Source organism: Arcobacter aquimarinus (genome assembly GCF_013177635.1).
In the GTDB taxonomy this organism is placed as follows: Bacteria; Campylobacterota; Campylobacteria; order Campylobacterales; family Arcobacteraceae; genus Aliarcobacter; species Aliarcobacter aquimarinus.
In genome coordinates, this window is sequence record NZ_CP030944.1 from 1,715,300 (window position 1) to 1,735,654 (window position 20,355).

The window sequence follows — 20,355 nt, forward strand, 5'->3', positions numbered from 1 at the left end:
CCTCTAATAGTTTTTGTTCTATTAAGAGATAAAGAGATTAAGTCTTTATATCAAACCATAACCTATGGTCTTTGAACTAATTGTTTGAATACTAATATATCATTTATAAACAAAAGCTTAAAAGGTAAAAAAATATTTACTCATTTTTAACTACATTTAATCAAAGATTTGTATAATAAAATTTAAATTTCAAAAAGCTAGGAAATGCTTAAAATGAACAATGAATATAGGCTAACAAAATTCGTTCAAGCTGCTGGTTGAGCTGCAAAAATGGGTCCGGGTGATCTTAAACAAACTATTTGTGGTTTAACTCCAAAAGATGAAAGAATTTTAGTAGGATTTGATACAAGTGAAGATGCTAGTGTTTATCAAATAAATGATAATCAAGCAATAGTTCAAACACTTGATTTTATAACTCCCGTTGTAGATGACCCATATATTTATGGGCAAATAGCTGCTGCAAATGCACTTAGTGATGTATTTGCTATGGGAGCTGATGTAAAAACAGCCATGAATATAGTAGGTTTTGATAAAAAAAATATATCAAAAGAGGCTTTAGGTCTTATACTAAATGGTGGAAATGAAAAAATCAAAGAGTGTGGAGGAGTGCTTTTAGGTGGGCATACCATTGAATCACCTGAAATGTATTATGGATTATCTGTAACTGGAATGATTCATCCAAATGAGATTATTAGAAATAATACTCCAAAGATTGGACATGTTTTAGTTTTAACAAAACCTCTTGGAATGGGTATTTTAACTACAGCTATAAAAAGAGATTTACTAGATATTAATTTAGTAAAAGAGTGTGCAAAAATAATGTCAAGTTTAAACTACTTGCCATCAAAGATTATGAGAAAATATGATGTAAGTTCTTGTACAGATATCACAGGCTTTGGTCTTATGGGACATGCTTTAGAGTGTACAAATGATTTAGTAACATTAAGTATTTCATGCAATAATGTTCCAGTAGTAAATGAAGCGATTGATTTAGCAACTAATGATGTAATTCCTGGTGGAACAAAAAGAAATATGAAATATACAGAAGATAAAATAACATATTTAAATAATCTTCCAAACCACTGTAAAGCGATACTTTGTGATGCACAAACTTCTGGTGGTTTATTGATAGCCATGAAAGAAGATGATGCAAAAGAGTATATAAAAGAACTTGAAGAGTTAAGCTTTGGATATGCAAGTATTATTGGAGTTGTAATTCCAAGAGGAATAACTCCTATAATTATTCATTAAAAGAAGAGTAAAAAAAACTCTTCTTTTATTAAGATGTAATCCATGTCATATATTTAATTTTATTAAAATGATTTTTAAAGAGAAGTGGCGAGAAGACGAAGGAATCGAACCTCCCGCGGCGTATTACACATAAACCGCCAATCAGGGTTGAAGCCTGTGGTGCCCACCAGGTACACTTGTCTCCCACTTTTTTGTAAGCAAGAAATATTACAGCAAACAATTTTAAAAACATCTGAAAGGGTAAAAATGATTTTACTAAAATCCATTCCAAAGGTTGATAAGTTTATCACACACGAAGCTTTTGAAGGGTTATCAAAAACTTTAGTTACAAAAATCTCAAAAGAAGTTATAGAAAATCTTAGAAATAATATTTTAAATGAAACTATCAAAGAGATAAATGAACAAAGTTTAATATCTGAAGTTTTACAAAATTATGAAAATTTAATATCACCATCTTTAAAAAGTGTTATAAATGCAACGGGTATTATCGTTCATACAAATCTAGGAAGAAGTTTATTAGATGAAAATTCACTAAAAAAAACCATCCAAATAGCTACAACTTACAATAATTTAGAGTATGACCTAAATGAAGGTAAAAGAGGTGAAAGGTATGCTCACATCACAAAAACTCTAAAAGCACTCACAAATTGTGAAGATGCAATAGTAGTAAACAACAATGCAAGTGCTGTTTTTTTGATTTTAAACACTTTTTGCAAAAATAAAGAAGTAGTTGTAAGTAGAGGTGAACTTGTGGAAATTGGGGGAAGTTTTAGAGTTCCTGAGGTTATGACTCAAAGTGGAGCAATTTTAAAAGAGATAGGAACTACTAATAAAACCCATCTAAGAGATTATGAAAATGCCATAAATGAAAAAACATCTATGCTTATGAAAGTTCACAAATCAAACTACTCAATTGAGGGTTTTAGTAGTGAAGTTAGCTTTGAAGAGATTGTAGAAGTAGCCCAAAAAAACAATATCATAGATTATTATGATATGGGAAGTGGTCATATGATTGATTTACCCTACAATCTAAATAAAAACGAACCCTCAATTTTAGAAATTATGCAATATAATCCAAGTTTACTTAGCTTTTCAGGAGATAAACTTTTAGGAAGTGTACAAGCAGGAATCATAATAGGAAAAAAAGAATTAATAGAAAAAATCAAAAAAAACCAACTTTTAAGAATGTTAAGAGTTGATAAAATAACTTTAGCACTTCTTGAGGATACTTTAAATTCATATCTAAAAAATGACTTAGAACAAATACCAACATTAAAAATGCTTTTTGCATCTACTGAAACCTTAGAGCAAAGAGCAACTAAATTAAAAGAAAAAATAGAAGATATTTATAACTGCGAAGTTATAAAAACTTCGACGATGGTAGGAGGTGGAACAACTCCAAATAAAAAGATTCCTTCTATTGCTTTATCACTAGAATACAAAAACTACAAACCAAACCAACTAGAAAAACTTTTAAGAAAAAATCTAATCATAAGCAGAATTGAAAATGAAAAAGTTTTACTTGATTTTAGAACAATTCAAGAAAATGAACTTGAAAAATTAGAGAATATTTTGAAAGGTTTATTTAACTAATGTCAAATATTATTATAGGAACAGCAGGTCATATTGACCATGGAAAAACTGCTTTAATTCGAGCTTTAAATGGTTTGGAAGGTGATAGTACAAATGAAGAAAAAGAAAGAGGAATTACTATTGATTTATCCTTTTCAAATATGTCTAAAGGTCAGCAAAATATAGCTTTTATTGATGTTCCAGGACATGAAAAACTTGTAAAAAATATGATTGCTGGAGCTTTTGGATTTGATTATGTGATGCTTGTAATTAGTGCTATTGAAGGAATAAAACCCCAAACTGTTGAACATATAGAAATCATAAATTTATTAGGACTAAAAGAGATAATTGTAGTAATTACAAAAAAAGATTTAGTAAATAAAGAAGAACTTGAGCTAAAAAAAGAGGAAATTTTAGAATTTTTAAAAGAGTTTGATTTTGAAATTAAGTTTATTTCTTGTGTCTCTATTTATGATGAAACTTCAATCGAAAAACTAAAAATTCAATTATTTAGTATAAAAAACTCAACAAAACAAGAAGAGAATTTCTTTAGATTTTATGTGGATAGAGTCTTTTCTCCAAAAGGAATAGGAACGGTTGTAACAGGAACCGTTCTTGGGAAAAAATGTCTAATTGATGAAAAAGTTTTTATTTGCCAAAATCAAAAAGAGTCAAAAATCAAAAATATTCAAGTTCACAATCAAAATGTTCTTGAAGCAAATATCTCTTCTAGAGCTGCTTTAAACTTACAAAATGTAAATATCACCAATCTAAAAAAAGGTGATTTAATTACAAAAAAAGGTCATATTAGAGGATTTGATGGAATTGACATCTCTTTTAAATGTTTAAAAAACAAAAAACTAAACCACAATCAAACCTACAATTTGTTTATTGGAGCAAAAAAAATTGATGTAAAAGTTTTACTTTTTGATTGTATTACAAATCTTGAAACTGGATTTGCAACCTTAAAAGCAAATGAACAACTTTTTACAATATTTGGTGAAAAAATCATCTTAAGAAGTGGAAATGAGACAATTTGTGGGGGAACTATTTTAAACCCAATAATTGACCCAATGAAAAAAAATCAAAAGAAAAGATTACTTGAAGCTTTAGATAAAAAAGATTTTACAAGCGCCTATAAAGAACTTTTAGAAGCTCATAAAAAAGGTTTAGGAATTATTTCTTCAACTCAAAGATTTGCCCTTTCTCATGAAGAAGCCATTAATTTTGCAAAAAATATGAGTGATGTTTTTATAGATGAAAAAGAGTTAGTTATTTATCCACTTGATACGAAAAACGAGATAAAAGATTATATAAAAGAGATTTATACAAAGAATTCTTATGCCCTACTTTCAAACTCCTCAATAAACTTAAGATTAAAATGGGCAAGTCAAGCTTTTATTCAACTTTGTTTAGATGAACTTGTAAATGAAAACTTCTTAATACATGAAACATCTTTATATAAAAATGCAAATATAAAAGAGGATTTTACAAAAGATTTAGAAAATATTGTTTTACAAAGATTAAAAGATGAAGATATAGAACCAACTGCACCTTATAATATATACGATGATTTGGATATTGATAGAAAATTAGGTGATGATATTTTAAAATCTCTTACTTCTAAAAAACAAGTAATAAGACTTCAACACAATCTTTTTATTCATTTTGAAAGTCTAAATAAAATAGTAAAAACTATGAAAGAGATTATAAAAAAAGATGGATATATAGAACTTTCAAATTTCAAACAAAGATTTGATTTAAGTAGAAAATATCTAATAACTTATCTTGATTATTTAGATAATTATTCAGATATTAAAAAAGTAGATACTAAAAGAATTTTTAGTTAAACTAAAGTTTCTTCTAGTTTTAAGAAAATAGAAAATTTTGCTCCTGATAATTTCTTATCTTTAAAACTAAAATTTTCATTTTCAACTTTTATTATCCCACTAAAAAGATTTTTAACCATTCCTTCTATAATATAAAGACTGATTCCTTTTCCTTGAGTTTTATACTTAGTAGTAAAGTATGGTTCAAAAATTCTATCAATTATATCATTTGGAATTCCACCACCACTATCTAAAAATGAAACTTCTATTTCTTTTTCTTTTTTATAAATATCAATAAAAATAAATCTATCTTTTTTTGAAATCACAGCATCTATACAATTATTTATTATTCCTATAAATATTTGCATAAGTTCATTCTCACAACCATAAAATCCTATTTTTTCTTTTGTATTTATATTTACTTTTATATTGTTTTCTTTCAAGTTTGATTGAAAAATTGTAATAACTTTTTCAAGAGATTTATCCAATAAAAAATAGTCATTTTTTTTATTTGTAGGTCTTAAAAATATCGTAAAATCATCAATAATTTTAGATAGATTTTGACTTGATTGGTTTATGTTTTCCAAAGATTCTATTAAATAGTTATCATCTAAATCATTTATTTGTTTTTTAATTTTTAGTCCTGTTGCCAAAGTTGAAATCAAAGATAAAGGTTGTCTCCAATGATGTGCCATATTTTCAAGCATATCAGCCATAGCTGAAAGTTTTGATTGTTGAAGCATTATTTTTTCATTTTCAACTAATTTTTTTCTATATTTATTTTGCTCTGTAACATCATGAAAAACAAAAACTGCACCTAAAATTTTTCCCTCTTTATTTTTTATAGAAGCAACAGAATCTTCTATTTCAAATAGTTTATTATTTTTATTTATTAAACCTATATTTTCATCCATTACTCTTATTTTTCCTAGACGCAGAATTTTTTTTATTTCTAAATCTATTGGTTTATTAGTTTTTATATCTATTAAATTTAAAATATCATTTATTTTTTTTCCAATAACTTCTTCTTTTGAACAATGCAAAATCTTTTGTGCAACCAAATTTAAAAATGTAACATTAGCATTTTCATCTATTGTTATTACAGCATCACCTATACTTTTTAAAGTAATAATAGCTTTTTCTTTTTCATCATAAAGTTTTTGTTCATACTCATTTTTTTCTTTTCTATATAAATAAAGAAGAATTACTCCGATAAAATTTGATAAAACAAATAAAAAAAGTGCCCATTTAAACTCTTCATTTCTTTTTTCCAATGCATTTTTTATATATTCTTCTTTTAAAGATATTTCTGAATTTAAAGTTTCGATTCTTTTTAGTGTTTCATTCCATTTATTATTAATATTTGCTATTAACCCAAAATCAATTAGAAAAATGATTATTAATGTGATTAACAATATAAGATTTTTTAGTTTATTTATTTTCATATTTTTCCCTATTTAAAAAAGCGAATTGTACCTTAATTAAATAATCAAATAACTTATAAAATTTAAGAATTAAACTACATTTTTTTATTTTATTCACTATTTAGAAATGCTCGCTAAAATTACAAAATGAAATTAACTAAAGAACAAGAAGAGATAATAAATAGCTCAAAACTCTCATTTAAAATAAATGCCGTTGCAGGAAGTGGAAAAACAACAACTTTACTTGAATATGCTAAAAACAATTCTCATTTGAAAATTTTATATCTTGCATACAATAAATCTTTACAAATTTCACTACAAGAAAAATTAAAAGATTATAAACTTCCATATTTACATGTAAGCACCATTCATTCTCTTGCATATAATAAAATAGAAGCTTATAACTATCATTTAACAGCTGATTTAAAAAATCATATTGTTGAAAAAGTTATCACAAATTATGAGTTAAGAGAACATCAAAGAACCTATTATCCAATCCCTGAATATATAGCTTTGATAAAAGATTTAGTAAATTTTTATTGCAATTCATCATTGATAGCTCTTGATTCAAAACTTCTTGAAAATTATAAAAAACAATCAGATTTAGGTGCTAAAATTTTAGAACTTCTAAATAAAAATGAAAAAAGAGTATTAGAACATCTAAAAATCATCCTTTCAAGTATGAAAAACAAAGTTATTGAGGCAACTCATGATTTTTATTTGAAGATGTTTTATCTAAATAAAAAAGTTTCTACAAATCTTCCTTATGATTTGGTTTTGGTTGATGAAGCTCAAGATATAAGTGATGTAATGATAGGAATTATTGAAAATCTAAATTGTAGAAGAATTTATGTGGGAGATTCATTTCAACAAATTTATACCTTTAGATTTGCTACAAATGCCTTAAATAAAATAGATTTACCCTCTTATGATTTAACAAAAAGTTTTAGATTTGGAGATAATTATGCAAAAATTTTACAAAATAATCTAAATAGCTTATATGAAATAAATGGAAGTAAACTTCTAAAAATTTCAGGAATAGAATCAAATACAAAAATAGGAAAAGAACATATAGATTTTTCAAAACAGCTTTGTATAATAGCAAGAAGCACTTTTGGTCTGGTTCAACAACTTGTTTATTATATTCATGATAAGAAAAAAATATATTTTGAAGGTGGCTATAATTCATACTCTTTTATGAATCAAACAGTTTATTCTATTTTTTATCTAAAACAGAAAAAAAATGACAAAATCACAATAGATGAAATCAAAGATTTTGAAACTATTGGTGAGCTTGAACAGTTTGCAAAAGATACAAAAAATCAAGATTATTTAAATATTATTAAATTTATAAACACCTATGGAGATAATATTTTTGAAATAAATAAAAAGATAAAAGAGCATTTAGTAACAAATAAAAAAGATGCTGATATTATCTTTACAACTACACATAAATCAAAAGGTTTAGAGTATGAACAAGTTATAATGGCAGATGATTTTATTTCTAAAAAAGAGCTTGTAAATACAAAAAATAAACTCTCTTTTCAAAGAGCAAATGAAGAGTTAAATATCTATTATGTTGCAGCAACTAGAGCTAAAAAAGCTATACAAATGGCTGATTTAAATCTAACATATACTTACAATGAAAATGACGAAACAACAACTTATGTAAAATCAAGATTTATAAGTAAAAGTGCAAATAATAAAAAAAGTAAAGAATTACAAGAAGAGTGGTTGAAAAAAAATAGGGTTAAAAAAGTATGAAAAAGATTTTAATTATTTTAGCTATTGGTTTTTTAATAGCTATTTTTATGTTTATAGAAAATCAAAAAAAAGAGAATTTAACTTTTTCTTTTTACCATTGGGAAAATAGTTTTAAAGAAAAAAATATAAAAGAGAAACTTTATATAAAAGTTTTAGATATTGCATATTCTACAAAACTTGAAATTATAAAATCAAACTTGCAAGAAAAACCAAAAGATTTTATTCCTGTTGTATATATTACAAATGAAACTATGCAAAATGTAGATTTTTCTTTAGTTTCAAATGCAATTATTCAAGGTTTGAAAAATTATAAGTTTAATGAACTTCAAATAGATTGTGATTGGTCAGGTTCAACTCAATCAAACTACTTTAAACTTTTAGAAGATTTAAAAACTAAACTAAATAAAACTTTGAGTGCAACAATTAGACTTCATCAAATAAAATATTACACAAAAACAGGTGTTCCTAACGTAGATTATGGTGTTTTGATGTATTACAATATGTCAAATATTGCTGATTTTAACACAAAAAATTCTATTTTAGATAATAACATTGCAAAAAAATATCATTATAATTTTGACAATTATCCTTTAAAATTAAAACTTGCTCTTCCTCTTTATTCTCAAACTATTCAATTTAGAGAAAATAAAGCTTTGAGTATTTTTGAAGGAGTTGAAAAAAATGATTTTGATTCAAACTTTATAGAAATTTCTGATAATTTATATAAAGTTTTAAATAGTACTTATTTTCAAGGAAGATATGTATATAAAGATGATATTTTCAGATTTGAAGATACTAAAGAAAAAGAGTTAAAAATCGCTTTAAATGACTTTTTAAAACTTAGTGACAATAGATTTAATGAAGTGATTTTTTATACGTTAAAATATAAAAATAAGTTTAATTTAGAAAAATTAATAAAAGGAAAATGATGATTTTAAGAAGTTTAATTTTAACGCTTTTTATAAAGCTTTCAATTTTTGCTTGTGCTGGTGGTTGGGATTATAATCAAAAAGAGTTTGTTTTTTTAGAAAATAGAAAAATGCCTTTTTCGAATATCGCTCAAGAGATAAACTCAGCAAATGTTTATAATACAATCCTTTGGGCTTATGAAGAAAAGAACAAAGAAGAAAATCTAAAAGAGTGGCAAAAAGAACTAAAAAATACCTATAATTTAGAAGAAATTGAAAAGTTTGTCTATAAAAGAGAAAATCTTGAAAAATTAAAAGATAAAGAAATTTTAGATTATATAAAATTAGTAGAAAAACAAGAAAAACATGTAACTTACAACTATTATATGAGTGATGAAGAAAAAGCAAAACTAAAAGATTATAAACAACTTTTAAATGAAGCTTTAAATAAAATAGAAAATACAAACTCTTCTTGGTTAAAAATCAGATATTTTTATTTAGCGTTAAGATTGGCTCATTATAAAAAACAAAATCCTTTGGAAATTTATGAAAAATACAAATATTTACTGCAAGATGATACAAAAACAATTGCAAAAGATTGGATTTTAGCTTTAAATGCGGGAGCTTTAGTAAAAAGTGGTGAGATTGTAAAAGGTGTTTATGAATTCTCAAAACTATTTGATGAAGATAAAATAAATTCCCATTTAAGTTACTATAACTTTTTTCATATAAAAACAAATGACCAATGGAATGAACTTTTAAATTTTGCAAAAACTCCTGAAGAGAAAACAAAATTTTATGCCCTTAGAGCTTTAAATGAAAATAGCAATATTTTAGAAGAATTAAAAAATATCTATGCTTTAGATAAAAATTCAAAATGGTTTGAATTTGTACTTTTTAGAGAACTTTTAAATACTCAACACTATTTTGACCAATACAGTGATTATGAAAGAAATTTTGATTTCAAAAAATATATAGAATTTTTAAAAGAAGTGAAAAAAGATGATATGTATTTAGTAAATTTAAGCCTTGCTTATTTGAATCTTTATGAAAAAAACTTTGATGAAAGCTCTAAAATTACCCAAGAATTACTAAAAAACTATCCAAAATCCCATGAAGTTCAAACTCTAGCTTATGTTTTATATTTACAACAATTAAAAAATATTGATATAAAAACTGAAAATGATATTTATGAAAAAATGATAAGTCTTACAAAAAATGAGACAAATTCATCATCAATTCATGATTATACTTTTGTAATTTTAGAAAAATTATATCTTGAAAAAAATGATAAATTAAATGCTTTTTTAGCAAATCATATAAACTATTTAGATGAAGCTGTTTTTGATTTAAGTTTATTAGAAAAATTTGAAACATTTATGAAAAATCCTAAAGATTCTAAAATGAAAGAGTATTTTGCCCAAGTTTATGCAAAAAATAATAAATTAACTGAAGAAAATAATAATTTTATTTTAAGTGAATCCTTAATTAATGCAAAAACAAAACTACTAATCAACAACCTAAAATTTAAAGAAGCTTTAACTCTTAATGCTTCTATTTTAAGTGAAAAAGTTCAATTCAACCCTTTTAATGGCTTAATAAAAGGAAATAATAGAAGTGGTAAACAAGATACTATGAGTTTAAAAGAGTTTTTGGAAAAAATTTTGGTTATACAAAATGAACTAGAAAAAAATCCAAAAAGTGTTATGGATAACTATCTTTTTGCAAATGCTTTATATAATTTAAGCTATTTTGGAAACTCAAATATTCTAACAACTGTATATAGAAGCGTTTATTCTTTCAATGATTATGATTTACAAAAAGAAAAAATTGATTTATCAATAAAGCATTATACAATTGCAAAAAATGAAGCAAAAGAAAAAGAGTTTAAAGCAAAAATAACTTATATGCTAGCAAAAGCTGAACTTGCTTCTTATGATATAAAATACTCTAAAAAAGAACAAGATTACTATAATAAAGACCTTTCTAGATATGATTTAGAAAGATTTTGGTATTTTAGAAATGAAAAAATTTATGATGAATATATAAAAAATAATTATGGTAAATATTTTGATATATTAAAAAAAGATTTTAGTGATACAAAATATTACAATGAATTAATCAAAGAGTGTGCTAATCTTAGAGTTTATGAAAAACAAAATATTAAAAAACCTAAGCCAGCTATGCAGTAATATTTGATAATATTTTAGAAGAAATAAATAAGGAAAATTAATGCAATATTTTGGAGTAATTGAAACTAAATATGAAGAGGTTTTTTTAACACAAAGTTATATGTACTTCAATGAAGAAAATGAAGAAATAACAGCTAAAGATTTAAAAGATAAAATCAAAACAACTAAAGATAGAAAAAAAAATATAATAGGAACAGTTTTTTTATACAATCCTGTCGTAACTCCTATTGGATTTGATTCAAATAAATATTTATTAGAGCAAGATTTTGATGATTTTGATAAAATGATTGAATTAAAAGCTGAAACTTATATCACTGTTTTCAAACAAGCAATGAGAGAGAGTTGTAAAGGTAAAATTGTAGAGATTAAGAATCTATTTAACCTAATAGAATCTCATATTGATACAGCAAATTTATTAACAAAATTTAATGAAGATTTAGAAAAATATAATTCAGCTCAAAATACAGAGTTTGATAGAGATATTATGTATGTTGACGCAGCAAATTTTATACCTTCTGGTAAATTTGTATTTTTTTGTTGGGGAGATAAAATCAAGGAAAAAGAATTTCCTTACATAAATGAATACGCAAAAACAATTTATGAAAATAGTTTAAAACTTGGTAAAAAAGTTGTTTATGTTTATAAAAAAGAAAAAAGTGAAGCAGGAGCAATAGAGTATTTACAATTTTCAAATCCAATGCAAAATCATAAATACAAAAATTCTATTTCAAGTGCTATAAAAAAAGCTTTTGAAGAATTTCCTCCAACACCAATACCTTATGAATAAAATGGAAAAATATGGTGAATTCAGAATTTCTAAAAGAACAAGTTTTACTATTTGTAGAAGATGAAGATTTAGCAAGAGAACAACTTGGAAAGATATTAACTAGGTTATTTAAAAAAGTAATCTTAGCTGCAAATGGACAAGAAGGGTTTGAAAAATTCAAAGACTCTTTTAATTCAGAAGAAAAAATTGATTTAATTATCTCTGATATAAATATGCCTATATTAAGTGGTCTAGAAATGCTAGAAAAAATAAGAGAACTTGATAGTATAGTTCCTCTTATTTATACGACTGCAAGAAGTGAAACAGAAAATATCATAAAAGCTATTGATTTAAATGTTAGTAGTTATATTCTAAAACCTATTGATACAGCCATATTAATCAAAAAAATGTCTGATGCTTGTGAAAAGAAATATATCCAAAATCAATTAGATGAAAAACAAAATGAGTTAAAAAAATACCTTGAAGCTGTTGATGATGTAGCTTTGATTTATAAAATGGATATAAATGGAAATATTTTATTTGCAAATAAAAGTTTATTAGAAACTTCGAAGTACTCAATAGATGAGTTAAAGCAGATTGGATTTTATGGTTTAATTCATCCTGATATTCCAAAAGAGTATATAGAAAAAACTTGGAGTATTTTAAAAGAAGGTACAAACTGGAGTGGAAATACCAAATTTTTATCAAAAGATGGGGAAGCTTTTTATTTAAAAAATACAATTTTTAAACTTAACACAAATAATTGTACTGAATATATAACTATTGGTTTTTCAACAACTAAAGAAAATATTGAAAAAAGAGAATTTCAGAAAAAAGTTATTAAAACCTTACAAGATTTTAATAAAAAAGAGTATGCCTATAAAAAATCATTTCAAGAACTATCGGATAGAATTAAACAATTAGAATCTTATATTCCAAGGCTTCAAGAAGAATTAGAAGAACAAAAAGCAAAAACCTTAAGTAGACAAAGACAACTTGACCATTATGAGTTACAAATGCATAACGTTGACGAAAAATATTATGGTCATATGACTACAAAAAGTAAAGAAGCAGAAGAGTATTCAAAAAACGTTTTGTTATTAAAACAAGAGAAAAATACACTTGTAGAAAAAATAAAAAATCAACAAGAAGAGATAGCTGCAACTAAGAAAGAGTTGGCTTTATTGACTGAAACAAATGAACAAAAAAATAAAAGAATTTTAGAATTAAAGGATGTAATTAAATCTTTAGAAACAAAAATAAAAGAGTTAACAGAACCTTCAGAATAAAATATTTAATTTAAGGCTTAAAATGAATTTTAAAAGCATGAAAATAGTATCCATAGATGATAATGAAAATAATCTTTTCTTAATAGAATCTATTTGTACAGAAATGGAACTACAAGTAAGAAGTTTTAGTGAACCTCTTGAAGCACTTATGTATGTACTTCAAAATCAAGTTGATATGATTTTAATTGATTATATGATGCCTAATCTAAATGGTCTTGAATTTATTGAAGAATATAGAAAAAAAATAAAAAATGTTCCAATTATCATGATTACAGCTGCAGGAGATGATGAGAATATCCATAAGAGAGCTTTTGAATTAGGAGCAAATGATTTCTTAAGTAAACCTGTTAATTTTGTTATATTTAAAGCAAGAACAATAAATCTTTTAACAAACTATCAAAATCAAATATTATTAGAAGATAAAGCTAAACTTTTAGAAAAAGAAGTTGAAAAAGCAACTGAAAATTTATTAAAAAGAGAACATGAAACACTTACAATTTTAGGTAAAACGGCTGAATATAAAGACCCTGAAACAGCTTCACACGTTGCTAGAGTTGCTTATTATTCCAAATTACTTGCAAAGGGTTATGGACTGAGCGAAAAAGAACAAGATATACTTTTTTATTCAGCTCCATTTCATGATTTAGGTAAAATTGGAATTGAAGATAAAATACTTTTAAAACCTTCTAAATTAACTAATGAAGAGTTTGAAACAATGAAAAAGCATCCCAAAATTGGTTATGAAATTCTAAAAAATTCTCAAAGTGAATATCTACAAGCAGGAGCTATAATAGCACTAACTCATCATGAAAAAATAAATGGTTCTGGTTATCCAAATGGACTAAAAGGTGATGATATTCATATTTTTGGAAGAATTGTAGCTATTGCTGATGTATTCGATGCGTTAACCTCTTTTAGACCATACAAACAAGCTTGGAGTTTTGAAGATGCTGTAAACTATTTACAAGAAAAAAGTGGCAAAGAGTTTGATACAAAATTAGTTGAAATATTTATAAATAATATTGATGAAGTAACTGTTATTTATAATTCATTTAAAGATGAGTAAATAATGAAAAAAATATTCTCAATTTTTAAAGACCCATATATTGGACCTATTTTTATAATTTCTATAATTCTTCTTGTAATTATGATTTTCATAATTCCAAAATACTCTTATGAAAATCAAAAAAACATTATGGAAAAGAAAGCTATTGATATTGTAAATAATCTAAAAAAAATAAGAGCTTATTACACAGAATACATAATAAAAGACCTAAAAAATCATCCTGAAATAAATATAAATTTTGACCATAAAATAAAAGATAATACTATTCCATTACCTGCTACTTTACTTCATGATTTTACAGAACTTTTGGCTGAAGAAAATATGGAAATAAAACTATATAGTGAATATCCATTTGAAAATAGAAAAGATAGAGTTTTAAATGATTTTCAAAAAGAATCATTAAGTTATTTAATAAACAATCCAACGGAGATTTACTCAAAAATTATACAAACTTCTATGGGAAAAAAATTTGCTGTTGCAATTCCTGATATATTTTTTGACCAAACTTGTGTAAATTGTCATAATACAAGAATAGATAGTCCAAAAAGAGATTGGAAATTAGGTGATGTAAGAGGAGTAATTAAAGTAAATATTCCTATAGAAAAAGAGTTACATTTATCAAGTAATCAAGTTTTAACACTATTTTTGATTTTAGTAACATTAATATTGATTTTAGGTATTCACTACACTATTATGTCTATGAGACGAACAAAAGAGCATGAAAAAATAAAAATTAATCTTGAAGAAGAAATAGATAAAAGAACAAAAGAATTACAAAATAGTATAAAAATTTTAAATCAATATAAAAATGCTGTAGATTCAAGTTCTATTGTTTCAAAAACTGATAAATATGGAAAAATAACCTTTGTAAATGATGAGTTTTGTAAAATTTCAAAATATACAAAAGAAGAACTAATTGGAAAAAATCACAACATTATAAGACATGAAGATATGCCAAAAGAGATTTTCAAAGATTTATGGGAAACTATAAAATCAAAACAAATCTGGAAAGGTCAAATAAAAAACAAAGCAAAAGATGGAGCTTCTTATTATGTAGCTTCAACAATTGCTCCTATTTTAAACTTAGATGATGAAATTGAAGAGTATTTAGCAATAAGACTTGATGTTTCAGAGATTATAGAAGGTCAACTAAAAGCAAAAAGAGCAGATGAAGCAAAATCTACATTTTTAGCAAATATGAGTCATGAAATAAGAACTCCATTAAATGCAATTATTGGTTTTTCTGAACTTTTAGATAAATCACAAAATTTAGACACTCAAAGTAAAAAACAAGCACAAATTATAAATTCAAGTGCTGTTTCACTTCTTACAATAATAAATGATATTTTAGATGTTTCAAAAATAGATAGTGGAAATTTTACTTTATCTATAGAAGAGTCTAATATTATTTTAATTAGTGAGAATGTAATAGAACTTTTTTCAAAAAGAGCAATGGAAAAACATCTAAAACTTATATTTAATTTAGACCCAAAAGTTCCTATTTGCATAGAAACAGACGGGGTTAGATTAAAACAAGTTTTATCAAATCTTTTAAGTAATGCTATAAAATTTACTCCCAAAAATGGAGTTGTATCTTTAAATATTTCATTAATAGAAAATTTAAATAAAAAAGCAAAAATAAGATTTGAAGTTGAAGATACAGGAATTGGAATTGCCAAAGAAAAGTTAATCACAATATTTGATCCATTTATTCAAGTTGATAATAAATCAAATAGAGAATATCAAGGAACAGGTTTAGGTTTGAGTATTTGTTCTCACATCATAAAATCTTTAAATTCAAATATATTTGTGCAAAGTGTAGAAAATCAAGGAACAAAATTTTATTTTGAATTAGAAGTTAAAACTTGCATTGATAACTTATGTATAAATAAAAATTATTTACATCATTTAAATTTTAAAATAATAAATAAAAACAGCTCTATTTTTAACCACGCTAAACAATATTTAGAACTATTTGGTGCAATTGAAGATGAAACTAAAGCAATTGATGTAATTATTTATTGTTGTAGTAATAATTTCGAAAAAGAGTTACAAGAAATTAAAAAAAATTATATTAATACAGCTTTATTAATTTTACATGAATATGAAGATGATTTAGAAAACTTAAATTTAGATGAAAATGAGTATGCCCTATCTCTTCCTCTTTATGCTTCAAAAATCAATGATGCAATTGAAGAGTTATTGAATAAAACTAATAAAAGAAAAATAGTTATAAATGGAATCAAAAAATTTAATGGAAAAATCTTAGTTGCAGAAGATAATAGTGCAAATCAAGAACTAATCTCTTATATTTTAGAAGAAATGGGCATAGAATTTACCATAAAAAACAATGGTTTAGAAATCTTAAATGAGTTTAAAAAAGAATCTTTTGATTTAATTTTAATGGATATAAATATGCCTGTTTTAGATGGTGTTGAAACTTTTAAACAAATAAGAATCTATGAAAAAGAAAATAACTTAGAAAAAACACCTATAGTTGCCCTAACAGCAAATGCTATAAAAGGTGATAAACAAAGATTTTTAGATATTGGTATGGATAACTATCTTACAAAGCCTATAAATGTAAAAGAGTTAAAAAATATCTTTGATATTTATTTAGTAAATAAAATTTTAAATGAGGAAAACAAATGAAAAATATGTCAATTAGAATAAAGTTAATACTACTTTTTGTCATAATAAAAGTTCTACCATTACTATTGATAGCTTATATTGCATATAAAGGTGCAATAGAACTTGAAAAATATGTTCAAGATAGCACGAGGTTTTTAAATAATCAAAATAAAGAGATTATTTTAAATACAGCAAATGCTTCAATAGAAGATAGTATAAAAAATCTAGATTTAAAATCACAATTTACTCTAGAAAGGTTCTCATTTGAAATTGCAAATCAAGTTGCTGATTTTTTATATGAAAGGGATAAAGATTTACTTTTCTTATCAAAAACAAATATCAATGACAATATTTTAAAAGATTTTTATAATAGCAAAACAAAAGATATTATTATTCATGAAGATTATGTTTATGATGAAAAAACAAATACATGGATAAGTACAAAAGCTCCTACTAAAGAAGAAAGAGAGATAAAAAAAGCTCAATTAAAAGATAATGAAAGAGAGTTTAATTTTACGGATCCTTTAAATTTTGAGAAAAAATCTATTCCAATTTATAAAGAAATTTCATATTTTGATTTAGATGGAAAAGAGATATACAAAATTTCTTCTATTGACAATAATTTAAAAGATATTTCTAATAAAAAAAATACTTATATAAATTCAGAAACTTATTTTGATGAAATTAAAAATCTAAAGCAAGGTGAAATTTATGTTTCTGATGTAATTGGAGAATACATAAAATCTAAAATAATTGGAACATTTACAAAAGCAAAAACAGATAAAATCAATATTGACTTTAATCCACAAGAACATGGATATGCAGGAAAAGAAAATCCTGTAGGAAAAAGATTTGAAGGAATTATTAGATTTGTAACTCCTGTTTATAAAAATAATCAAAAAATAGCTTATATTTCACTTGCGCTTGACCATAAACACGTTATGCAATTTACTGAAAAATTTGATCCAACAACACCTGAAGCAAAACAAAATATATCAGATGCCTCACTTGGGAATTATGCTTTTATGTGGGATTATGAAGGAAAAAGTATTGCTCATCCAAGACACTACTCAATTGTAGGTTATGATAAAAACACAGGTAAAAGAGCTATGCCTTGGTTAAGTAGTGAAGTCGCTCAAGAGTTTTATGCCTCAAATAAAGAGATAAATGATTTTTTAAAAACTTACCCTACTTTTGTTGAACAAAGCAATGATAAAAAACCAAATATGAAGCAAGTTTTAGAAGATGGAAATCTTGGATTAGATTGTAGATATCTAAATTTTGCACCACAATGTCAAGGTTGGATGCAACTTACACAAAATGGTGGTTATGGTTCTTTTATTATTCTATGGAGTAATGTATGGAAATTAACAACAGCAGCAGCGATTCCTTATTATACAGGGAAATATGGTGAAACAAAAAGAGGTTTTGGATTTGTTACTATTGGAGCAAATGTTGATGAGTTTCATGCAGCTGCTAATCAAACAAAAACAAATATCACTAAAATATTAGATGAGCAAACAAAACAAATGGAAGAGATAGAAAGGGCAAATAAATATGAAGTTGATAAATTTGTTGAATCATTACTTCATGAACTCACCCTTGCTACTATTTTAATGATTATTGCAATAATTGCAATAGCATTATGGATTTCAAGTTATATAACTTCTAAAATAGAAAAGATTCTAATAGGAACTAAAAAATTTGCAAAAAATGATTTTTCATATAGACTACCAATTACATCAAATGATGAAATTGGAAAACTTGAAGAAGCATTTAATTATATGGCTAAAAATATAGAAATACTATTAAATAATCAAAATAAAGCTTTGGAAAAAGCCCAAAGAGCAGACCAAGCAAAATCAAGCTTTTTAGCAAATATGAGTCATGAAATAAGAACTCCATTAAATGCAATTATTGGGTTTTCAGAACTACTTAGAAATTCAAAAGATTTAAATACAACAAATAAAAAACAAGCTGATATTATCCAATCAAGTGCGAACTCTTTATTATGTATTATAAATGATATTTTAGATATTTCAAAAATAGAAAGTGGTAAATTTCAAATGAATTTAGAAAAAACTGATTTATTTATCACTTGTGAAAATGTTGTTGAATTATTTTCAAAAAAAGCTAGTTCAAAATTTATAAAATTAATATTTGATCTTGATTATAAAATTCCACTATGTGTTCTAACTGATGGTATCAGATTAAGACAGGTTTTATCAAATCTATTAAGTAATGCTATTAAATTCACACATGAATATGGTCAAATAAGTATAAATATAACTTTATTAGAAAAAATAAATAACAAATCAAAAATTAGATTTGAAGTAATTGATAGTGGAATTGGAATAGAAAAAGAAAAAATTGAAACTATTTTTAGTCCTTTTGTACAGGTTGATAATAAATCAAATAGAGAGTATGAGGGAACAGGATTAGGATTAAGTATATGTAATCATATTGTTAAATCTATTGGTTCAAAAATTGAAGTTTCTAGTAAAATCGGCTCTGGAAGTAAATTTTGGTTTGATGTTGAATTTGAAACTTGCGAAGAGAGTATTGGTAAAAAAAGAGAAAATTACTACAATGGTTTAAATTTTAAAGTAGATGATATGCAAAGTAATACATTTCACTATGCAAAAAGATATTTATCTATTTTTGGCTCAATTAATGAACCTATAGATTTTGACGTTATAATTCATAGTTTTAAAACTTCTAAAGAGTTAGAAATGGTAAGAGAAGAGTATAAGAATACTCCAATTTTGATACTTTTAGATGATGAAAATTATATGGAATCAATCAATAAAACACCAAATGAAGAAATTGTTGCGCTACCTTTTTATCCATCAAAAATAAATGATTCATTACAAGAACTTTTAATGAAAACAAAAAAAAGTGTTGAAAAAACACAAACAAAACAAATAATAAAAAAACAAGATAGATACAAAGCTAAAATATTAGTAGCAGAAGATAACTTAGCTAATCAAGAGTTATTAAAACATATTCTTGATACTTTAGAAATTGAATGCACTATGACAAACAATGGGCTAGAGGCTTTTGAAGAGTTTAAACAAAACTCTTATCCATTGATTTTAACAGATATAAATATGCCTATTATGGATGGAGTTGAAGCTTTCAAACAAATAAGAGCCTATGAAGAAGAACATCAATTAGGGAAAACTCCAATCATTGCTGTTACAGCAAATGCAATAAAAGGAGATAAAGAGAGATTTTTAGAGCTTGGTATGGATGATTATATTAGTAAACCAATAAATACAACCGATTTAAAAAATATTCTTAATAGATATTTATCAAATACTAAAGAGAATAAAAAAGAAAATGAGCCAAAAGAAAAGAATTTTATAGATTCTAAAAAAGTAGCAGAAAAAATAGGTATTAGCGAAAATATTGCTACATTAATTATCAATAAATTTAAAAAAGATATTCACAAAGATTTAGCTGAATTAAAAGAGTTTATAGAAATTAATGATATAGATAAAACCTCTCAAAAAGCTCATTATATTAAAAATTCTTGTTTAAATGTTTTACTAAATGATATTTGTGAATTATTAAACAAATTAGAAGATAGAACTCTTTCAAAAGATAAAAAAGAGGAAATTTTCTTTAAAGTTGAAGATATGATAAATCAAAATATCTAAA

Annotated in this window: 12 protein-coding genes and 1 tRNA gene; 11 read left to right on the forward strand and 2 right to left on the reverse strand. The window is 24.7% G+C overall.

Annotation, left to right across the window (positions count from 1 at the left end):
* The first annotated feature begins 213 nt into the window (after window positions 1-213).
* Window positions 214-1,251 carry a selenide, water dikinase SelD gene (selD, locus tag AAQM_RS08615; RefSeq protein WP_206731601.1) on the forward strand — a complete coding sequence of 346 codons (1,038 nt, stop codon included), beginning with the start codon at window positions 214-216 and terminating at the stop codon, window positions 1,249-1,251.
* Between the two features lie 85 nt (window positions 1,252-1,336).
* Here the strand turns inward: selD and AAQM_RS08620 are convergent.
* Window positions 1,337-1,436 (reverse strand) — tRNA-Sec (locus AAQM_RS08620).
* Between the two features lie 61 nt (window positions 1,437-1,497).
* Between AAQM_RS08620 and selA the strand changes: the two genes are divergently transcribed.
* Window positions 1,498-2,844, forward strand: coding sequence for an L-seryl-tRNA(Sec) selenium transferase (gene selA / locus AAQM_RS08625; protein WP_129095928.1), 1,347 nt, complete (start codon window positions 1,498-1,500; stop codon window positions 2,842-2,844).
* Window positions 2,844-4,673 (forward strand): selenocysteine-specific translation elongation factor, encoded by a 1,830-nt coding sequence (gene selB, locus AAQM_RS08630; RefSeq protein ID WP_129095927.1) that lies wholly within the window; start codon window positions 2,844-2,846, stop codon window positions 4,671-4,673. The genes selA and selB overlap by 1 nt, the downstream gene beginning before the upstream one ends.
* Here selB and AAQM_RS08635 read toward each other — a convergent pair.
* Window positions 4,670-6,097: a sensor histidine kinase gene (locus tag AAQM_RS08635; protein WP_129095926.1), complete on the reverse strand. Its 1,428-nt coding sequence runs from the start codon at window positions 6,095-6,097 to the stop codon at window positions 4,670-4,672. The two genes, selB and AAQM_RS08635, sit on opposite strands and share 4 nt — an antisense overlap.
* 126 nt (window positions 6,098-6,223) lie before the next feature.
* On the opposite strand from AAQM_RS08635, the gene AAQM_RS08640 reads away from it, so the two are divergent.
* The 8 genes from AAQM_RS08640 to AAQM_RS08675 are packed head-to-tail and all read left to right on the forward strand — an operon-like array spanning window position 6,224 to window position 20,354.
* Window positions 6,224-7,840: a UvrD-helicase domain-containing protein gene (locus AAQM_RS08640; protein WP_129095925.1), complete on the forward strand. Its 1,617-nt coding sequence runs from the start codon at window positions 6,224-6,226 to the stop codon at window positions 7,838-7,840.
* On the forward strand, window positions 7,837-8,769 hold the full coding sequence (locus AAQM_RS08645; RefSeq protein ID WP_129095924.1) for a hypothetical protein: 933 nt from the start codon (window positions 7,837-7,839) through the stop codon (window positions 8,767-8,769). Before AAQM_RS08640 ends, AAQM_RS08645 begins: the two co-directional genes overlap by 4 nt.
* Entirely contained in the window at window positions 8,769-10,940 is a 2,172-nt protein-coding gene (locus AAQM_RS08650) for a hypothetical protein (RefSeq protein WP_129095923.1), read from the forward strand. Before AAQM_RS08645 ends, AAQM_RS08650 begins: the two co-directional genes overlap by 1 nt.
* Before the next feature lie 40 nt (window positions 10,941-10,980).
* Window positions 10,981-11,727, forward strand: coding sequence for a hypothetical protein (locus AAQM_RS08655; RefSeq protein ID WP_129095922.1), 747 nt, complete (start codon window positions 10,981-10,983; stop codon window positions 11,725-11,727).
* An 11-nt stretch (window positions 11,728-11,738) separates the two neighbouring features.
* Entirely contained in the window at window positions 11,739-12,995 is a 1,257-nt protein-coding gene (locus AAQM_RS08660; RefSeq protein WP_129095921.1) for a response regulator, read from the forward strand.
* Between the two features lie 22 nt (window positions 12,996-13,017).
* Window positions 13,018-14,061, forward strand: coding sequence for an HD-GYP domain-containing protein (locus AAQM_RS08665; RefSeq protein ID WP_129095920.1), 1,044 nt, complete (start codon window positions 13,018-13,020; stop codon window positions 14,059-14,061).
* 3 nt (window positions 14,062-14,064) lie between these two features.
* Complete coding sequence (locus AAQM_RS08670) at window positions 14,065-16,713, forward strand: ATP-binding protein (RefSeq protein WP_129095919.1); 2,649 nt, start codon at window positions 14,065-14,067, stop codon at window positions 16,711-16,713.
* On the forward strand, window positions 16,710-20,354 hold the full coding sequence (locus AAQM_RS08675) for an ATP-binding protein (protein ID WP_129095918.1): 3,645 nt from the start codon (window positions 16,710-16,712) through the stop codon (window positions 20,352-20,354). The genes AAQM_RS08670 and AAQM_RS08675 overlap by 4 nt, the downstream gene beginning before the upstream one ends.
* The last annotated feature ends 1 nt before the right edge of the window (window position 20,355 follow it).